Source organism: Janthinobacterium sp. MP5059B, assembly GCF_001758645.1.
GTDB classification, from domain to species: domain Bacteria; phylum Pseudomonadota; class Gammaproteobacteria; order Burkholderiales; family Burkholderiaceae_D; genus Janthinobacterium; species Janthinobacterium lividum.
In genome coordinates this window covers 200,329-214,462 of the sequence record NZ_LRHX01000019.1, presented here as the reverse complement: position 1 = coordinate 214,462, position 14,134 = coordinate 200,329, and the positions used below count along the sequence as shown (strand labels likewise).

The window sequence follows — 14,134 nt, the reverse complement described above, 5'->3', positions numbered from 1 at the left end:
CGCGCAGCGCCAGCCTGGAAGCATTGTCGAGATGTGGCCCTCGCCCAACTCGGAGAGTTTCGCCATGAAAAAAAACATTCCCCCGCATCACCGTCACGGGCGCCTGCTGCTGGGCGCCACAGCCGCCCTGCTGCTGGCCGCTTGCGGTCCCGGCCAGGAAACATCGACACCGCCTGCCGCCATCGCCACGGCCGCGACACAGTTCACTGTCGAGGTGCCAGTCATCCCTCCCGCCGTCGGCGCGCTGGTGGTGCAACCGATGTTCCATGCGGCCCCGGCCCTGCTCGATGCGCCTGACGGGCGCGACAGCGCCAACAGCAGCGGCTCGGCCCACTGGCGGCCGCACTTGCAAAACGTGCCCGGCGCCATGCGGGAAATGACCACGCGCCGCCTGACGGCGCAAAAAATCGCCGCCTCGGAACAGGCGGCACAGGATATAGCCCCCTTGCTGGACGGCGGCGGCGCGAGCGACATCGCCGCGCCCATGGCCGGCAGCAGCGTGGTGGCGACCTATTCTCCCGCGCAAATCCGCGCCGCCTACGACTTGCCCGCCCTGCCGGCGGCCGGCACGGCGCTGACGCCAGCCCAGGCGGCCCAGCTGGGCGCGGGACAGACGATCTACATCGTCGACGCCATGCACAACCCGAACGCGGCGGCCGAACTGGCCATCTTCAACCAGAAATTCGGTTTGCCCGGCTGCACCACCAAGGCTATCGCCACGAATGCCACCCTGCCCCTGCCGCCCGCCCCGGCCAGCGGCTGTGAATTTTCTGTTGTCTACAACACGCCATCGAGCACCATGACGGCCACTGCGCCCGCCTATAACTCGGGCTGGGCCATGGAAATCGCGCTCGACGTGCAGTGGGCGCATGCCACGGCGCCGCTGGCGCGCATCGTGCTGATCGAGGCGCCCGACGCCTCCATCAACAGCCTGCTGGGCGCCGTGCGCCTGGCCAACCAGATGGGGCCTGGCGTCGTGTCGATGAGCTTTGGCGCCGCCGAAGGCAACTGGACAGCTTCCGTCGACAGCGCCTTCACGGGCAAGAACATGAGCTACCTGGCCGCCACGGGCGATTCGGGCAGCGGCGTGTCCTGGCCATCCGTGTCGTCCAACGTGCTGGCCGTGGGCGGCACCACGCTCAGCTACAGCGGCAGCGGCGTGCGCAGCGAAACGGCCTGGTCCGGCACGGGCGGCGGCATCAGCGCCTATACGGCACTGCCCACCTACCAGACGGCCAGCGTGCCCGGCCTGACCAACTTGCTGCGCCGCAACGTGGCCGACGTGGCCTTCAATGCCGACCCCGCCACGGGCCAGTACACGGCCGTGATGACACCCGGCAGCAGCACCGCCAGCTGGCTCAGCATCGGCGGCACCAGCCTGTCCACGCCGCAATGGGCCGGCCTGGTCGCCATCGCCAACGCCAGCCGCGCGCTGCAAGCGAAGACGGCGCTCGGCTTGCCGCACAGCATCTTGTACGGCCAGATCGCCAGCGTGCCCGGCACCTTCGCCAGCAGCTTTGCCGACATCACGCGCGGCAGGAACGGCACGTGCAGCGTGTGCACGGCCAGGGTCGGCTATGACCCGCTGGGCGGCCTGGGCACGCCGAACGTGAAAAGCCTGCTGGCCGGCCTGTCGGGCATGCAGACGGCACCGTCCGCGCCCGTGGTGGCGCCGGCCAGCATCAGCGGCGCGGCCGGCAAGCCGCTGTCGTTCACCGTCTCGGCCAGCGCAGCCAATCCCCTCAGCTACACCATGCTGGGCGCGCCGGCCGGCATGAGCATCGCCGCCACGGGCGTGGTCAGCTGGGCCGCCCCCGTCGCGGGCACGTATGCCGTGACCATGGTGGCCAGGGATACCGTCAGCGGCCTCAGTGGCCAGGGCGTGTACAGCATCGTCATTACCCCCGTCGCGCCGCCCGTCGTGGGCGCCGGCGCCATCACGGGCAAGGTTGGCACGGCCCTGGCGTTCAATGTCAGCGTCTCCGCCCCCAATCCCGTCAGCTACACGCTGGGCGGCGCGCCGGCCGGCATGACCATCAGCAGCGCCGGACTGGTGAGCTGGGCCGCGCCCGTGGCCGGTACCTACGCCGTCACCGTGACCGCCACGGACAGCAAGACTGGCCTGAGCGGCAAAGGCATCTATACGGTGGCCATCGCCGCCCCGCTGCCCCCCGTCGTGACCGTGGCCAGCGTGAGCGGCAAGCCGGGCGTGGCCCTGTCGTTCGCCGCCACGACGGTGGCACCCAACCCCGTCACCTACAGCCTGTCGGGCGCGCCATCCGGCATGGCCATCAGCACCGCCGGCGTCGTCAGCTGGGCCAGCCCCGTGCTGGGCAGCTACAGCGTGACCATCATCGCCAAAGATACCAGGACGGGCTTGACGGGCCAGGCCGTGGCCGCAGTGAAAATCGCCGCCGCAGGTCCCACGATCAGCGCCGCCGCCATGACGGGCGTGGCCGGCAAGGCCATGAGCGGCAGCATCGTGCTGACGGCGCCGGGCGCGAACGCCCTGTGGATCTCCATCCTCGGTGCGCCGCTGGGCATGCAGTTTTCCATGAGCGGCATGACCATCACGGCCCGCTGGCCCCTGCCGGTGACCGGCAGCTATATGCTGAAGGTCGTGGCGCTGGACAGTAACGGCTTGACGGCGCAGCTCAACGTCCCCATCACCGTCACGGCAAAATAAGCGAACGCGGCCCGCCAACGGGGCGCACCGGGACACCTGTCCTGGCGCGCCCCGTTTTGCATGCGCGCGGCCGTTGCAGAAAATCCGGAAAAGGAGTATAAATAGTCCACATACAGAGTTTTAACGAAGGACATGCCATGAATCTCGCCTACGCCTACCCGAAAAGCCGCTTCGAGCCGGCCGTGCTCGTCGACCTGAATGCCAAAGCCGAGCGCGAGCGATTGTCGCAGGCGGCATTGAAGGGTTTTTTCAAGCTGACCGCCGCCTGGAAACTGCGCGACGACGATGCACGCGAATTGCTGGGCGGCCTGTCCAGCAGCGCCTATTACGAGTGGAAGAAGCAGCCGGACCGCGTACTGGAAGTGGACCGCATCACGCGCATTTCCTACTTGTTGGGCATCTACAAGGCCTTGCACATCCTGTATGGCGACAAGCTGGCCGACGAATGGGTGAGTTTGCCCAACAAGAATCCCGTGTTTGGCGGCCGCACACCCCTGTCGCAGATGCTGGCCGGCGGCTTGCTGGCCATGCAGACGGTGCGCAAGCTGCTCGATGCGCGCCGCGGAGGGTTGTAATGGTGGCGACCGTCCCGCATGCACAGCTGCCGCCGCTGGCCGCCTTGCGCCAGATCGACACTTGCCGTTTGATCCCCTCGCGCTTCGCCGACATGGAAGACTCCGTGCTGGCGCCCCTGGCCGAGGACGACGAGCACCTGCGCGAGCTGTTCGAGCTCGATAATGCGACCAACGCGCGCCTGGTGGCCGAGTACGGCGGCGCGCCAGGAATTGGCGTGGACGAGCTGGTTTTTGGCGTGCCGCACTTTCGCATCATCAACGCCGCCTACACCTATGCCCGGCCGGAAGGGGCGCGTTTCAACGATGGCGAACGGGGCGCCTGGTATTGTGCCTTCGACATGAAAACGGCGCTGGCCGAGATCATTTTCCACAAGACCGTGGAATACCAGGAAATCGACTATTTCGACGACAGCGTCAATTACCAGTCGCTGCTGGCCGATTTTTCCGCCAGCTTCCACGACTTGCGCGGCCAGGAGCGCTATGCGGCCTGCCTCGATCCGGCCAGCTACATCGCTTCGCAAGACCTGGCCGCCATCCTGCTCGAGGCCGGTTCCATGGGCGTCATCTTCCCCAGCACCCGGCTGGCGGGCGGCACCAACCTGGCCTGCTTCCGCCCTGCCCTCGTGGGCAATGTTCGCAAAGGCGCCGCCTATCGGTTAACATGGCGGGGTACGCCGACGCCGCAGGTGGAAGCCTTGTAAGGCAACGCAAGCGCGCAACGGCCCCCGACTCACCGCAACCTGATATTTCGCATGCAAACCAATCCTGAAAAAGACACCGAACTGCGCCTCAAAGTGAACAGCGAAACGGCCCGCCTGGCCTGGAGCGAGCTGGAAAAGCACTTCGCCCAGGGCAACGTCGTCTGGGTCGCCAATGAGCTGGACCTGGTCGAAGTGGCCGTGCGCATCTCGCACGACGACAAGGCCACCATCACGCAATGGATGGCCGATGGCAAGGTCGCCAAGGTGTCGGACCAGCAGGCGCTGGACTGGCAGGCCGCCGACGCCGCGCTATGGGCCGTTGTCGTCAGCCCCTTCATTCTGGTGCAGCAGGAAAAGCCGACCAGACATTGATGCTTGCACGCTGCGCTCGGGCATCGGGCGCAGCGTGATAAGTTTGATAATGCGCCAGCCCGTGTCAGTGCCCGCCGCCCAGGTAAGCGGCAATCACCTTCGGATCGTTCTTCAGGCTTTCCGCCGGCCCATGCACGGAAATGCTGCCGTTTTCCAGCACGTAGCCGTAATCGGCCACGTTCAGCGCGGCGGCTGCGAATTGCTCGACAAGCAGCATGGTCACGCCTTCCGCCTTCAATCGCGTGATGATGCGGAAGACTTCTTCCACCAGAATCGGCGCCAGGCCCATCGACGGCTCGTCCAGCAGGATCACTTCCGGATTCAGCATCACGGCGCGGGCCATGGCCAGCATCTGCTGTTCGCCACCCGACAAGGTGCCGGCCAGCTGGTCGCGCCGCTCCTTCAGGCGGGGGAACAGTTCCAGCGCCTTGTCCAGGTCGCCCTTGATGTCGCCTTTCGGGCGCGAGCGCGTAAAGCGGGGGAAAGCGCCCAGCAGCAGGTTGTCCGTCACCGACATGGAAGCGAACACGCGCCGGCCTTCCGGCGAATGGGCCAGTCCGGCACGGGCGATGCGGTGCGAATCGAGGCCCGTGACATCCTTGCCGCCCAGGGTGACGGTGCCGGATTTCGGTTTCAGCATGCCGGAAATGGCGCGCATGGTGGTGGTCTTGCCGGCCCCGTTCGAGCCGATCAGGGTCACCAGCTTGCCCTTCGGGACGTCGAGCGAAATGCCGTGCAGGACTTCGACTTTGCCGTAGGCGGCGTGCAGATTGTTAATGGTCAGCATGGTCTTCCTCTCAGTGCGCCGCTGGCGCCAGGGTTTCGGCGCTGCCGCCCAAATAGGCTTCGATCACTTTCGGATCGCTCTGGACAAGCGCGGGCGCGCCTTCGGCGATCTTCTGGCCGAAGTCCAGCACCGTCACCACGTCCGACAGGGCCATCACCACGTCCATGTGGTGCTCGATCAGGATGATGGTGATGCCGTGCTCGCGGATCTTGCGGATGATGGCCATCAGCTCCTTGATGTCGGGCGCCGTCAGGCCCGCCGCCGGCTCGTCGAGCAGCAGCAGACGCGGGTTGAGGCCCAGCGCACGGCCAATTTCCAGCAGCCGCTGCTTGCCATACGGCAGATTGCGCGCCTCTTCGTTGGCCAGGTCCGCCAAACCCACGAACTCGAGGATGCTGGCGGCCCGCTCGCGCGCGGCCGTCTCTTCGCGCTTGTAGCGGGGCGTATGCAGCATCACGTCCAGCACGTTCGATTTGAAGGTGTTGTGCAAGCCCACCAGCACGTTCTCGGTGGCCGTCATCTCGCCGAACAGCTGCACGTTCTGGAAGGTGCGCGCCACGCCGCCCAGGGCGATCTCGGACGGCGTACGGCCGGAGATCACGGCGCCGGCAAATTCCACCCTGCCCGCCGTCGGCTTGTAGATCCCCGTCAGCACATTCATCATCGTGCTCTTGCCCGAGCCGTTCGGCCCGATCAAGCCGTGCACGGAACCTTGCGTGACGTTCAAGTCCACCTGGTTCAGGGCTTTCAGGCCGCCGAACTGCATCAGGGCCTGGTCCACGCGCAGCAGGGTCGCGCCCTGTTGGCCGCCCTGGGCGTGGTCAAACGGCGCCACGCCGTGCGAAGCGACGGCTTGCACATGGCGCCGGCCCTTGCCGATAAAGCTCATCAGGAAGCCGACGATGCCGTCCTGCAGGTAGTACACGACAAATAAGGTCATCAGGCCGAAGATGGTCAAACGCCAGTCGACCATGTTTTCCAGCTTGTACGAATACGCAGCCAGGCCGATGGTGGCCACCAGGGGTACGAGCACGCCGCGCACGGTGGAACGCTTTTTCGCCAGCATGAAGGCGGAACCGATCACGCCCAGCACGGCGGCGGCCACGGCGATCTTGCGGAACAGTTCGATGTCCGACAGCAGGCTGGGCAGCATGACGACGATCAGGGCGCCGATCAGCGCGCCCGAACGCGTCTTGCGCCCGCCCATGATGACGGCCAGCAGGAACAATATCGTCAGCTCGAAGTTGTAGGTATTGGGCGAGATGTATTCTTCCGAATACGCGTACAGGCTGCCGGCCAGGCCCGCGAAACCGGCGCTGATGACGAAGGCATATACCTTGTAGCGGTACACGGAGACGCCCATGCAGTCCGAGGCGATGGGACTGTCGCGCAAGGCTTCGAACGCGCGGCCCAGGTTTGATTTCAGGATGCGGTGCACCACCACCAGCGAGATCACCAGCAGCGCGGCGACCATGTAGTAGTACTCCACTTCCGTCAGTTTGTGGCCGAACAGGACGGGCTTGTGGATCTTGATGCCCATCGGCCCTTCCGTCAGGAAGCTCATTTCATTGATCAGGATTTGCACGATGGTGCCGAAGGCCAGGGTCACCATGGCCAGGTAGGGTCCCGTCACGCGCAGGGCCGGCAAGGCCAGGATGGCGCCAAACACGGCCGCGCCAAGGATGCTGGCGGGGATGGCCAGCCAGAACGACACGCCCAGTTTGAACACCAGCACGCCCGTGACGTACGAACCGATGCCGAACAGGCCCGCATGGCCCAGCGACACCTGCCCCGTGTAGCCAACGACGATATCGAGGCCGAACAGCAGGATGGCGTAGATCAGGATGGTCTCGGCCAGGTGAATATAGTAGGGATTCGGGATGACGATGGGGAATAGCGCGAGCACGGCCAGGCCCGCCGCGCTCAATGCCAGCATGGTGATTTTCTTGTTCATGTCGTCCTCAGACTTTCTTGATCGCGGCTTTGCCGAACAGGCCGGACGGCTTGATGGCCAGTACCAGCAGCAGGAGCAGCAGGCCGGGCACTTCCTTGTAGCCGGTGGAGATGTAATAGCCGGTGGTGGTCTCGGCGATGCCCAGTATCAGCCCGCCGACGATGGCGCCCACGCCCGACGTCAAGCCGCCGATGATGGCCACGGCAAAGGCTTTCAAGCCCAGCGACGCGCCCATGGTGGCCCCCGTCAGTGTCAGCGGCGCCACCAGCACGCCGGCAAAGGCGGCCGTGGCCGACGACAGCGCGTAGGAAAACGTGATGACCATGCCCGTGTTGATGCCCATCAGGCCGGCCGCGTCGCGGTCGTTGGCCGTCGCCACGACGGCCTTGCCGTAGATCGATTTGCGGTTGAACACTTCGACGGCCAGCATGATCGCCAGCGCGCCGACGATGACGGCCACCTGCATCTGCTGCACGTTGGCGCCAAACACCTGGAACGGCGCGGCCGACAGCGGCGACGGGAACATCAGGTCATCCTTGCCCCAGATATTTTCCGCCACGTTCTTGAAGATGATGGCCAGCGCGATGGTCGACATGATCCAGCCGAATTCGGACTTGATCTTGATGGCGGGCCGCACGCCTATCCATTCGACAAACACGCCCTGCAAGGCGCCGAAGACGATGACGATGGGGATCATCAACAGATAGCTCATGTAAGGGCCGCCGTGGATGGTGCCCACCAGGGAGAGGCCCACGAGCGCGCCCAGCATCAGGGATTCGCCCTGGCCGAAATTGAGGGTGCCGGAAGTGGCAAAGGTCAGCTGGTAGCCGAAGGCGATGACGGCATAGATCATGCCCAGCGCGATGCCGCTGAAGACGAGCTGCAGGAAGATTTCCATGGTATTCCCCGGAAGACGAAAGATGAAAAAATGGCCAGTCCTGATTCCTCAAGGCTGGCCACTGCGCGGCGAATGTCTGCCAGGCTTATTTCGCGAGGACGACTTTGCCGTCCTTGACTTCACCGAAGACTGTCAGGTCGGCCGTGATCGCCTCATGGTTGGTTTTGCTGAACGGCTTGTTGTAGGTGGTGACGGCGCCTTCCACTTTTTCATTCAGGTTTTCCAGCGCGGCGCGTACTTTCGGACCATCCGTGCCGCCTGCCTGCTTGAAGGCCGCGGCCAGCAGGTAGATGGAATCGTAGCCTTGCGCGGCCGAGACAGCCGACGGCATGCGTCCGCCCGATGGCTTGTAGGCGGCCACGTAAGCGTCGATGAAGGCCTTGCGCTTCGGCGTGCTGGCATCCTGGATGAAGGTTTGCGGCATGCGCGTGCCATTGCCGTTCTTGCCCGCGTTGTCGATGAAGTTACCCATGGCCAGGGTCCAGCTGCCGATCAGCGGCACTTTCCAGCCCAGTTTTTCCATGCCATTGGCGATCTGCGCCAGTTCCGGACCGATGCCGTAGGTCAGCACGACTTCCGCGCCCGCCTGCTTGGCTTTCAGCAGCTGGGCCGTCATGTCGACGTCCTTGATGTTGTATTTTTCCACAACGACGGGCTTGATACCCTTCTTGTCGAGTGCCTTTTCCAGGTCTTCGCGGCCCAGCTGGCCATAATTGGTGGAGTCGGCCAGGATCGCCACTTTCTTGAACTTGCGGTTCTCGACCGCCTCATGCACGATCATGCCGGACTGGATGGTGTCATTGGCCGCATTGCGGAAAATGTAGTTTTCCGGCTGGTCGGCGAACTGTTTGGTGACGATGGAGCCCGTCGCCACATTGTTCATGACGGGAATTTTCGCTTCCTGGTAGAAGCGCTGCGAAGCCAGGGCCACGCCCGTGTTGATGTAGCCGACGGTGGCGGCGACCTTTTCCTTGTTGATGAGCTCCTGCGCGATCTGCACGCCGCGTTCGTTCTTCGCTTCGTCATCGCGCTCGATCAGCAGCAGGGAACGGCCCAGTACACCGCCCTTGGCATTGATTTCGGCAACAGCCAGCTTGACGCCGTCGCGCATCGACACGCCCATCGGCGCGGAACCGCCCGTAAACGGACCGGACACACCGATCTTGATGGGGTCGGCTGCGACTGCCGCCTGCGAGAAACCCAAAACCAAACTTGCCACGAGCAATTTCTGTTTCAAATTCATTGTCATCTCCTCTGATACAACGTTTTTAATGCCACTTATTTTTATAGTCGTACGCTGGATAACCGCCCCATCGATAAATCATTGTAGGTGAGTAAACATGCACCAGCAACAACTACATATGACGCGTCGCAACATGCGGAAAAGCCGCAATTGCAGGCCTGTTGTCAGTCTTTTGTAAGGAAAATATGACGCAAATTGGCGCACCTTGCGCCATCGGGCAACAGTCCTGTGGCAAAACGCGACAGGCAAGCAGACGAGCCCGGCGATTCCTCTGGACGCTGATCTGGCGCAATACTGCTACGCCTCAGAATGCTAACGTCGGCCATGCCAGCGCGTGCGCGCCGGTCCAATCAGCCACTGCTACCGCATGGAGGCCATATGCCGCGCCCGTCGAACTCATTCATTTCCCCCCCGCTACTTGGCATCATCGCCAGCCTGCTGCTGGGCGGCTGCGCCACCGACCTGGCGCCCGTGCGCACCTTCGCCGAACAGACGCAAAAGATGTCGCTGCACTTCGAACCCATGCTGGCGGGCGGCGTCCACAGCTGCATGGACAAGGCCATGCGCAAGCGCCTGATCCTGGCAGAACGTTTCGATGCGCAAGCCAGCGAACAGGCGGCGCGCGCCGATTGCGCCGCCGTCGCACAAGCCACAGCGTCGGTCGCCAGCCTGAACGACCTCCTGCTGCGCTATGCCCACACCCTGGCGGCGCTGGCCGATGACAAGCTGCCCGTCTACCAGGAAGAGCTTGGCGGACTCGGCGATGCGCTGGGCGGCCTGGAGCAGCCGGGCGGCGGCGCGCCCCTGCTCGATGCGGAAAAGCTGTCGAAAGTCGTCAAATTGAGCCAGCACCTGAGCCGCCTGGCCACGCAGCGCCTGCAGAAATCGGCCTTGCGCGAATTGCTCGACGAGCAGGAGGCCGTCGATATCGTCAGCAATGCGCTCAAGGAATATGCCCAGCGCAGCTACCGCGCAAGCTTGCAGGATGAATTGCGCGACCTGGCCCTGCTGCGCGGCGCCGTCGATAACGCCGCGCCGCGCGAACCGCTGGCCGCCAACTACATTCGCACGCGCTTGCATCTGGAAGGCCGGCAATTGCAGGAACGGGAAAAGATCGTCGCCGCGTATGTCGCCGCCGTCGACGCGCTGCAAGCCAGCGTGGCCGCGCTGCGGGCCAATCTCGACCGCCTGCAGGCGCCCGAACTGGAACGGCAGCTGGCGCAGTTTTCACGCGACGTCGAAGCGCTGCAGCGGCAAGCGGCGTTCTATGCCCCCGCCCGCTGGTAAGCGGCGCGCACACAGGAGTATCCCATGGCCCAACTGACCGAACTGACGAAAGACCAAAGCTACGCCATCGCCGACAGCCTGGCGCAAGCGTCAAGCCTGGTACTGGAATTGCGCATCCGCGAACGCGAGGCACTGGCGCCGGACGAGCGGGCGCTGCTGGAACAATATGAAAACCACCTGGACCAGATGGTGGCCTTGTTTCGCGCGTATGGCATTTATCTGACGGCCGAAGGCGCGGAGCAGGCGCGCGGCGATATCGAGGGTGCCATCGCCAAGGGCAAGTCACAGCTCAAGCGCATCGCCGACGTAAAGGCCGCCATAGTCGCCGCGGCCAGGCTGGTCGACCTGGGCGCAGCCATCCTGTCGCGCGACCCGTTCGCCATCGGCGAGGCGGCGGCCAGTCTGCGGGCCAAGCCGAAGAAGGAAGAAACGGCCGGGCAGACTGCCTGAGTCCGCCGGCCAGTGCCGCGCTTAATCGACGCTGAGCACACCCTGGTCCGAACTCAGATGCGTGGCTGCGCCATCTGCCGCTTCGGCCAGGCTCCAGGCGTAGCCGCCGGCTGCCGGCGCAGACGTCAACGCGTAATGCACGCCCGGCTTCAGTCCTGTCGCCAGGATGGCGCCGCCGGCCAGCGGGGAGACCCAGTCCAGGCGGGCCGCGGGAGCCACTTCGCGGTTGAACAAGGCGTGCAACTGTCCGCCCAGCAGCAGGGCCTCCGTGTTGACCGCCGCGGGCAGGCGCGTCGCGCTCGGCGCAGCGCCCGGCCCCGTGCCGCCATCATTGTCGGCAACGGCCAGCACATGCAGGAAGTACTCGGGCGCGTTCAGGGCAGGCGCCGCAGGAGCCGCCACTTCCAGACGCCAGGCGCCGACATCGCTGGTCAACGATTGCTGTTTGCTGACCAGCGGCGTCTGATTGCGCCACAGGTAACTGCCATCAGCCTGGCGCCGGCGCACGGTGAAACGGCAATCGGCGCCGTTGCCGGCAACCTCGCCAGTGTCGAGATTGGTCTGCGCGCAGCCATTTCCCCCTTCCTGCGCGCCACCCACCTTGCGCACGCTGGCATCGAGCGGCAGGATCGTCTGCGCCGTCAGCATGCCGCCGCCATTGCGAATGGTAACGATGCGCTCCTGGCCTGCGCTGTAGCCCAGCTGGTACTGGCCATTGCCCAGCGCCGTCAGGCCCGGTGCAGCGGATACGGGATCATTTGCCATATGCAGCAGGAAGGTGGCCGGCAAGGCCTGCTTGCTGCGCACGCTATCGAAGACGACAGTGACCGGCTTGCCCCAGAACGATGGCGAGCGCAAGAACAGCACATTGCGCACAAAACCGTTGGCCATATCAAGCTTGCTGGAAGCATAGGCCTTGCTTGCGTTGCCGCTGGTGTAAGTGTACTGCGGCGTATTTTCGTAGCGGATAATGCCGTCGAGCGCATTGGGGCCCGCAGGGCTGATTTCCTCGATCGTCGGATAGCCCTGTCTCGGCGCATAGAACCATTGACCGCCGTCATTGCTGAATTCTCTATCGGCGCGCGTAAAACGCTCGTTCTTGTCGAATATCAGCAGCGTATTATGGGCAATGCTGCGCGTGTAGTAATTCCACCAGTGGCTGCTGCCATATTCTTCATACAAACCGGTGTCGAGCAGCAGCGGAGCCTTGTAATTGAGCGAGAAACTGTTCTGGTCGAAGTGCTGGTGATTTTCCGCAATAAAGGACGTCGATTTGAATTCCAGTAACGTGGCATTCGCATAGTCCCAGGTATCGCGCATCAGCACCTGGCCCGACGTCCTGAAATGGCGCGACAATTCCAGCGATTCCAGGGGCGCTGCAGGCAGTGGAACGGGCCACAACAGCCGTTCCAGTATCAAGGCATCGTGCGAGCTGCGCGATGCCACGACATGCTCGCGATAAAACTTCCCGGCCACGCCATCGGCCGTATCCGTGACCGCGCCCAGCGCCAGCTGTCCTATCAGTGTGCTGCCGAGCGGCGTCGTGAAATTATCGCCGCTGGCGGGAAAGCTTCCGTCATGGCGCAAGCCGTAGATGTACGGATAAATCAGCCTGGCTTGCCAGTCGGCCTGCAACAGGGGCGCCGTCCCCGTGCTTTCCAGCGCGCTGCGCCACAGGAGCAGGCGCTCGGGGATGCTCGATACGCCATAGGCAAAGCCCATATGGTGGCCGCCATCGACTGAAATCAGGGCGCGTGCCGCAAGAAAGCCCTTTTCATAGTGCGCATATGACGTTTCGATCATCGGCAACACTTCCGGATGCTCGTCAACGATGGCCAGCAAGCCAACAGTGACATTGTTGACGGCGCTGAACGGGTGGCCGCTGATATAGAAATTGGCGATGGAAGGCTTTGATTCGCTGCGGTCCCACTGTTCATACACGGGCTTTTTCTTGCAATCAAAACTGGTGCTGGTGATATACAACTGCTGATAGCCGCACATCGAGACAAACAGATTCTCGTACCCCTTGCCCGTATCCGCGGCTATCGTTTCCTTGATTCTCTGCGCCGTCAGGTCGCGGTAGGTGCCAAAGCCCACGGCATCGGGAACGGCGCGGGCGCCCGTTTCGGCAAACAGCCAGTCGTACAGAATGCCCATGGCCCCCACCCGTCCGCCCATCGACCACTCGCCGCCGGCAACGGGCGCTGTCACCAGCAGCTTGTCGAGATAATTCAGGGCGCCGTCCAGATACTTCGCATTGCCCGTCAGGCGGTATGCCATGGCCAGCATCTGCGCACTTTCATAAATCGTGCCGCGGCTGCCGGTGGCCACGTTGCACAGGTCAGGCACGCCGCCGGCAGGGGGAAGCAGCGGGCAAGCCTGAATCGTGGCCACCCGGCCATTGACACGCTCCATGAAGCTGTACCAGGCCTTGTTGAGCGAGGCATCCATCGCCGGTGCCTGCCACAATTCCTGACCGCCGCCATCGAGCAAGCGGAAATTGCGCATGGTTTCGTTGCGCCGCATGCCTATCCTGCTTATCTGTCCATCCGCCTGCCATTCCATCGGTGGCGTGGCGCCGGTGCCGTCGACCGTTCTCCAGCCCGTGGGTACGACAACGCCATTGACTCTCAGGTCAATTTTATGGGTCTGGCTATTCCATGACAATTGGATGCTCGACCAGACATCGGGTTTTAAATCGATCCTGGCGACAGACAGGTACTGGGCCAGTCCATTGGCCTGGAAACCGACCTGGAAACCGATGCTTTCCCCCACCGCACCGGCCGGGCTATCGTAGGAATCAACGTGACGGATAAAGAAGCCATTGCGGCTCGAATTGAATTCGCCAAAAATCGACTGGTTGACGCTATCGAGAGTATCCTTGCGCCTGGCGAACAGCTCCAGGCTGATGCTGCCGCCTGCCGCGGGAAATGAGGCTGGCAGATTCGGTAATTGCGGTTTCAGCGCATCGAAGCTGGCCTGATTAAGGAATAAGCGTGGATGGCCCTGCTTAATGGGAGCGGGCAATTGCGCCATCGCGGAAGTGGCCAGCAGGCAAAAAGCGCCCAGCATGGCATGCGCCATTTTCCTGGGCAAGAACGGCACACCGCTTCGGCGGTGCTTAAACATTGTTTTCTGTTGGCGTATCATTTGACTGTGCACACGGGCTCCCGGAACTACC

Annotated in this window: 11 protein-coding genes; 6 read left to right on the top strand and 5 right to left on the bottom strand. The window is 63.5% G+C overall.

Annotated features, from left to right (window positions below; all coding sequences use genetic code 11):
* The first annotated feature begins 64 nt into the window (after positions 1-64).
* The 4 genes from JAB1_RS23820 (at position 65) to JAB1_RS23805 (ending at position 4,334) form a co-directional block, all read left to right on the top strand.
* Entirely contained in the window at positions 65-2,686 is a 2,622-nt protein-coding gene (locus JAB1_RS23820) for a S53 family peptidase (protein ID WP_070282065.1), read from the top strand.
* Positions 2,687-2,823: 137 nt separating this feature from the next.
* Positions 2,824-3,261 carry an MbcA/ParS/Xre antitoxin family protein gene (locus JAB1_RS23815; protein WP_070282037.1) on the top strand — a complete coding sequence of 146 codons (438 nt, stop codon included), beginning with the start codon at positions 2,824-2,826 and terminating at the stop codon, positions 3,259-3,261.
* Entirely contained in the window at positions 3,261-3,962 is a 702-nt protein-coding gene (locus JAB1_RS23810) for an RES family NAD+ phosphorylase (RefSeq protein WP_070282036.1), read from the top strand. Before JAB1_RS23815 ends, JAB1_RS23810 begins: the two co-directional genes overlap by 1 nt.
* 51 nt (positions 3,963-4,013) lie before the next feature.
* The gene (locus tag JAB1_RS23805; protein ID WP_070254191.1) at positions 4,014-4,334 is read left to right on the top strand and encodes a DUF2288 domain-containing protein; all 321 of its coding nucleotides are present in this window, start codon (positions 4,014-4,016) and stop codon (positions 4,332-4,334) included.
* A 64-nt stretch (positions 4,335-4,398) separates the two neighbouring features.
* Here the strand turns inward: JAB1_RS23805 and JAB1_RS23800 are convergent, their stop codons facing one another.
* From JAB1_RS23800 to JAB1_RS23785, 4 genes are all read right to left on the bottom strand, one after another.
* Entirely contained in the window at positions 4,399-5,121 is a 723-nt protein-coding gene (locus tag JAB1_RS23800; RefSeq protein WP_034782920.1) for an ABC transporter ATP-binding protein, read from the bottom strand.
* Positions 5,122-5,131: 10 nt separating this feature from the next.
* A complete protein-coding gene (locus tag JAB1_RS23795) occupies positions 5,132-7,075 on the bottom strand; it encodes a branched-chain amino acid ABC transporter ATP-binding protein/permease (RefSeq protein ID WP_070282035.1) in 1,944 nt (647 codons plus the stop codon).
* 7 nt (positions 7,076-7,082) lie between these two features.
* Positions 7,083-7,973 carry a branched-chain amino acid ABC transporter permease gene (locus JAB1_RS23790; protein ID WP_034782923.1) on the bottom strand — a complete coding sequence of 297 codons (891 nt, stop codon included), beginning with the start codon at positions 7,971-7,973 and terminating at the stop codon, positions 7,083-7,085.
* Positions 7,974-8,058: 85 nt separating this feature from the next.
* Entirely contained in the window at positions 8,059-9,216 is a 1,158-nt protein-coding gene (locus tag JAB1_RS23785; RefSeq protein ID WP_070254187.1) for an ABC transporter substrate-binding protein, read from the bottom strand.
* Positions 9,217-9,594: 378 nt separating this feature from the next.
* On the opposite strand from JAB1_RS23785, the gene JAB1_RS23780 reads away from it, so the two are divergent.
* Together JAB1_RS23780 and JAB1_RS23775 are read left to right on the top strand one after the other, a co-directional pair.
* Positions 9,595-10,503: a hypothetical protein gene (locus JAB1_RS23780; RefSeq protein ID WP_070282034.1), complete on the top strand. Its 909-nt coding sequence runs from the start codon at positions 9,595-9,597 to the stop codon at positions 10,501-10,503.
* A 24-nt stretch (positions 10,504-10,527) separates the two neighbouring features.
* A complete protein-coding gene (locus tag JAB1_RS23775; protein WP_034782927.1) occupies positions 10,528-10,953 on the top strand; it encodes a hypothetical protein in 426 nt (141 codons plus the stop codon).
* A 21-nt stretch (positions 10,954-10,974) separates the two neighbouring features.
* On the opposite strand, the gene JAB1_RS23770 is transcribed toward JAB1_RS23775, so the two are convergent.
* Complete coding sequence (locus JAB1_RS23770; protein ID WP_175445114.1) at positions 10,975-14,025, bottom strand: heparinase II/III family protein; 3,051 nt, start codon at positions 14,023-14,025, stop codon at positions 10,975-10,977.
* Between the last annotated feature and the right edge of the window lie 109 nt (positions 14,026-14,134).

Bases quoted from the DNA above. Each gene is read 5' to 3' on its own strand.
- JAB1_RS23810 (WP_070282036.1), top strand. From the start codon at position 3,261: ATGGTGGCGACCGTCCCGCATGCACAGCTGCCGCCGCTGGCCGCCTTG.
- JAB1_RS23815 (WP_070282037.1), top strand. From the start codon at position 2,824: ATGAATCTCGCCTACGCCTACCCGAAAAGCCGCTTCGAGCCGGCCGTG.
- JAB1_RS23780 (WP_070282034.1), top strand. From the start codon at position 9,595: ATGCCGCGCCCGTCGAACTCATTCATTTCCCCCCCGCTACTTGGCATC.
- JAB1_RS23800 (WP_034782920.1), bottom strand. From the start codon at position 5,121: ATGCTGACCATTAACAATCTGCACGCCGCCTACGGCAAAGTCGAAGTC.
- JAB1_RS23820 (WP_070282065.1), top strand. From the start codon at position 65: ATGAAAAAAAACATTCCCCCGCATCACCGTCACGGGCGCCTGCTGCTG.
- JAB1_RS23805 (WP_070254191.1), top strand. From the start codon at position 4,014: ATGCAAACCAATCCTGAAAAAGACACCGAACTGCGCCTCAAAGTGAAC.
- JAB1_RS23770 (WP_175445114.1), bottom strand. From the start codon at position 14,025: ATGCTGGGCGCTTTTTGCCTGCTGGCCACTTCCGCGATGGCGCAATTG.
- JAB1_RS23795 (WP_070282035.1), bottom strand. From the start codon at position 7,075: ATGAACAAGAAAATCACCATGCTGGCATTGAGCGCGGCGGGCCTGGCC.
- JAB1_RS23790 (WP_034782923.1), bottom strand. From the start codon at position 7,973: ATGGAAATCTTCCTGCAGCTCGTCTTCAGCGGCATCGCGCTGGGCATG.
- JAB1_RS23775 (WP_034782927.1), top strand. From the start codon at position 10,528: ATGGCCCAACTGACCGAACTGACGAAAGACCAAAGCTACGCCATCGCC.
- JAB1_RS23785 (WP_070254187.1), bottom strand. From the start codon at position 9,216: ATGAATTTGAAACAGAAATTGCTCGTGGCAAGTTTGGTTTTGGGTTTC.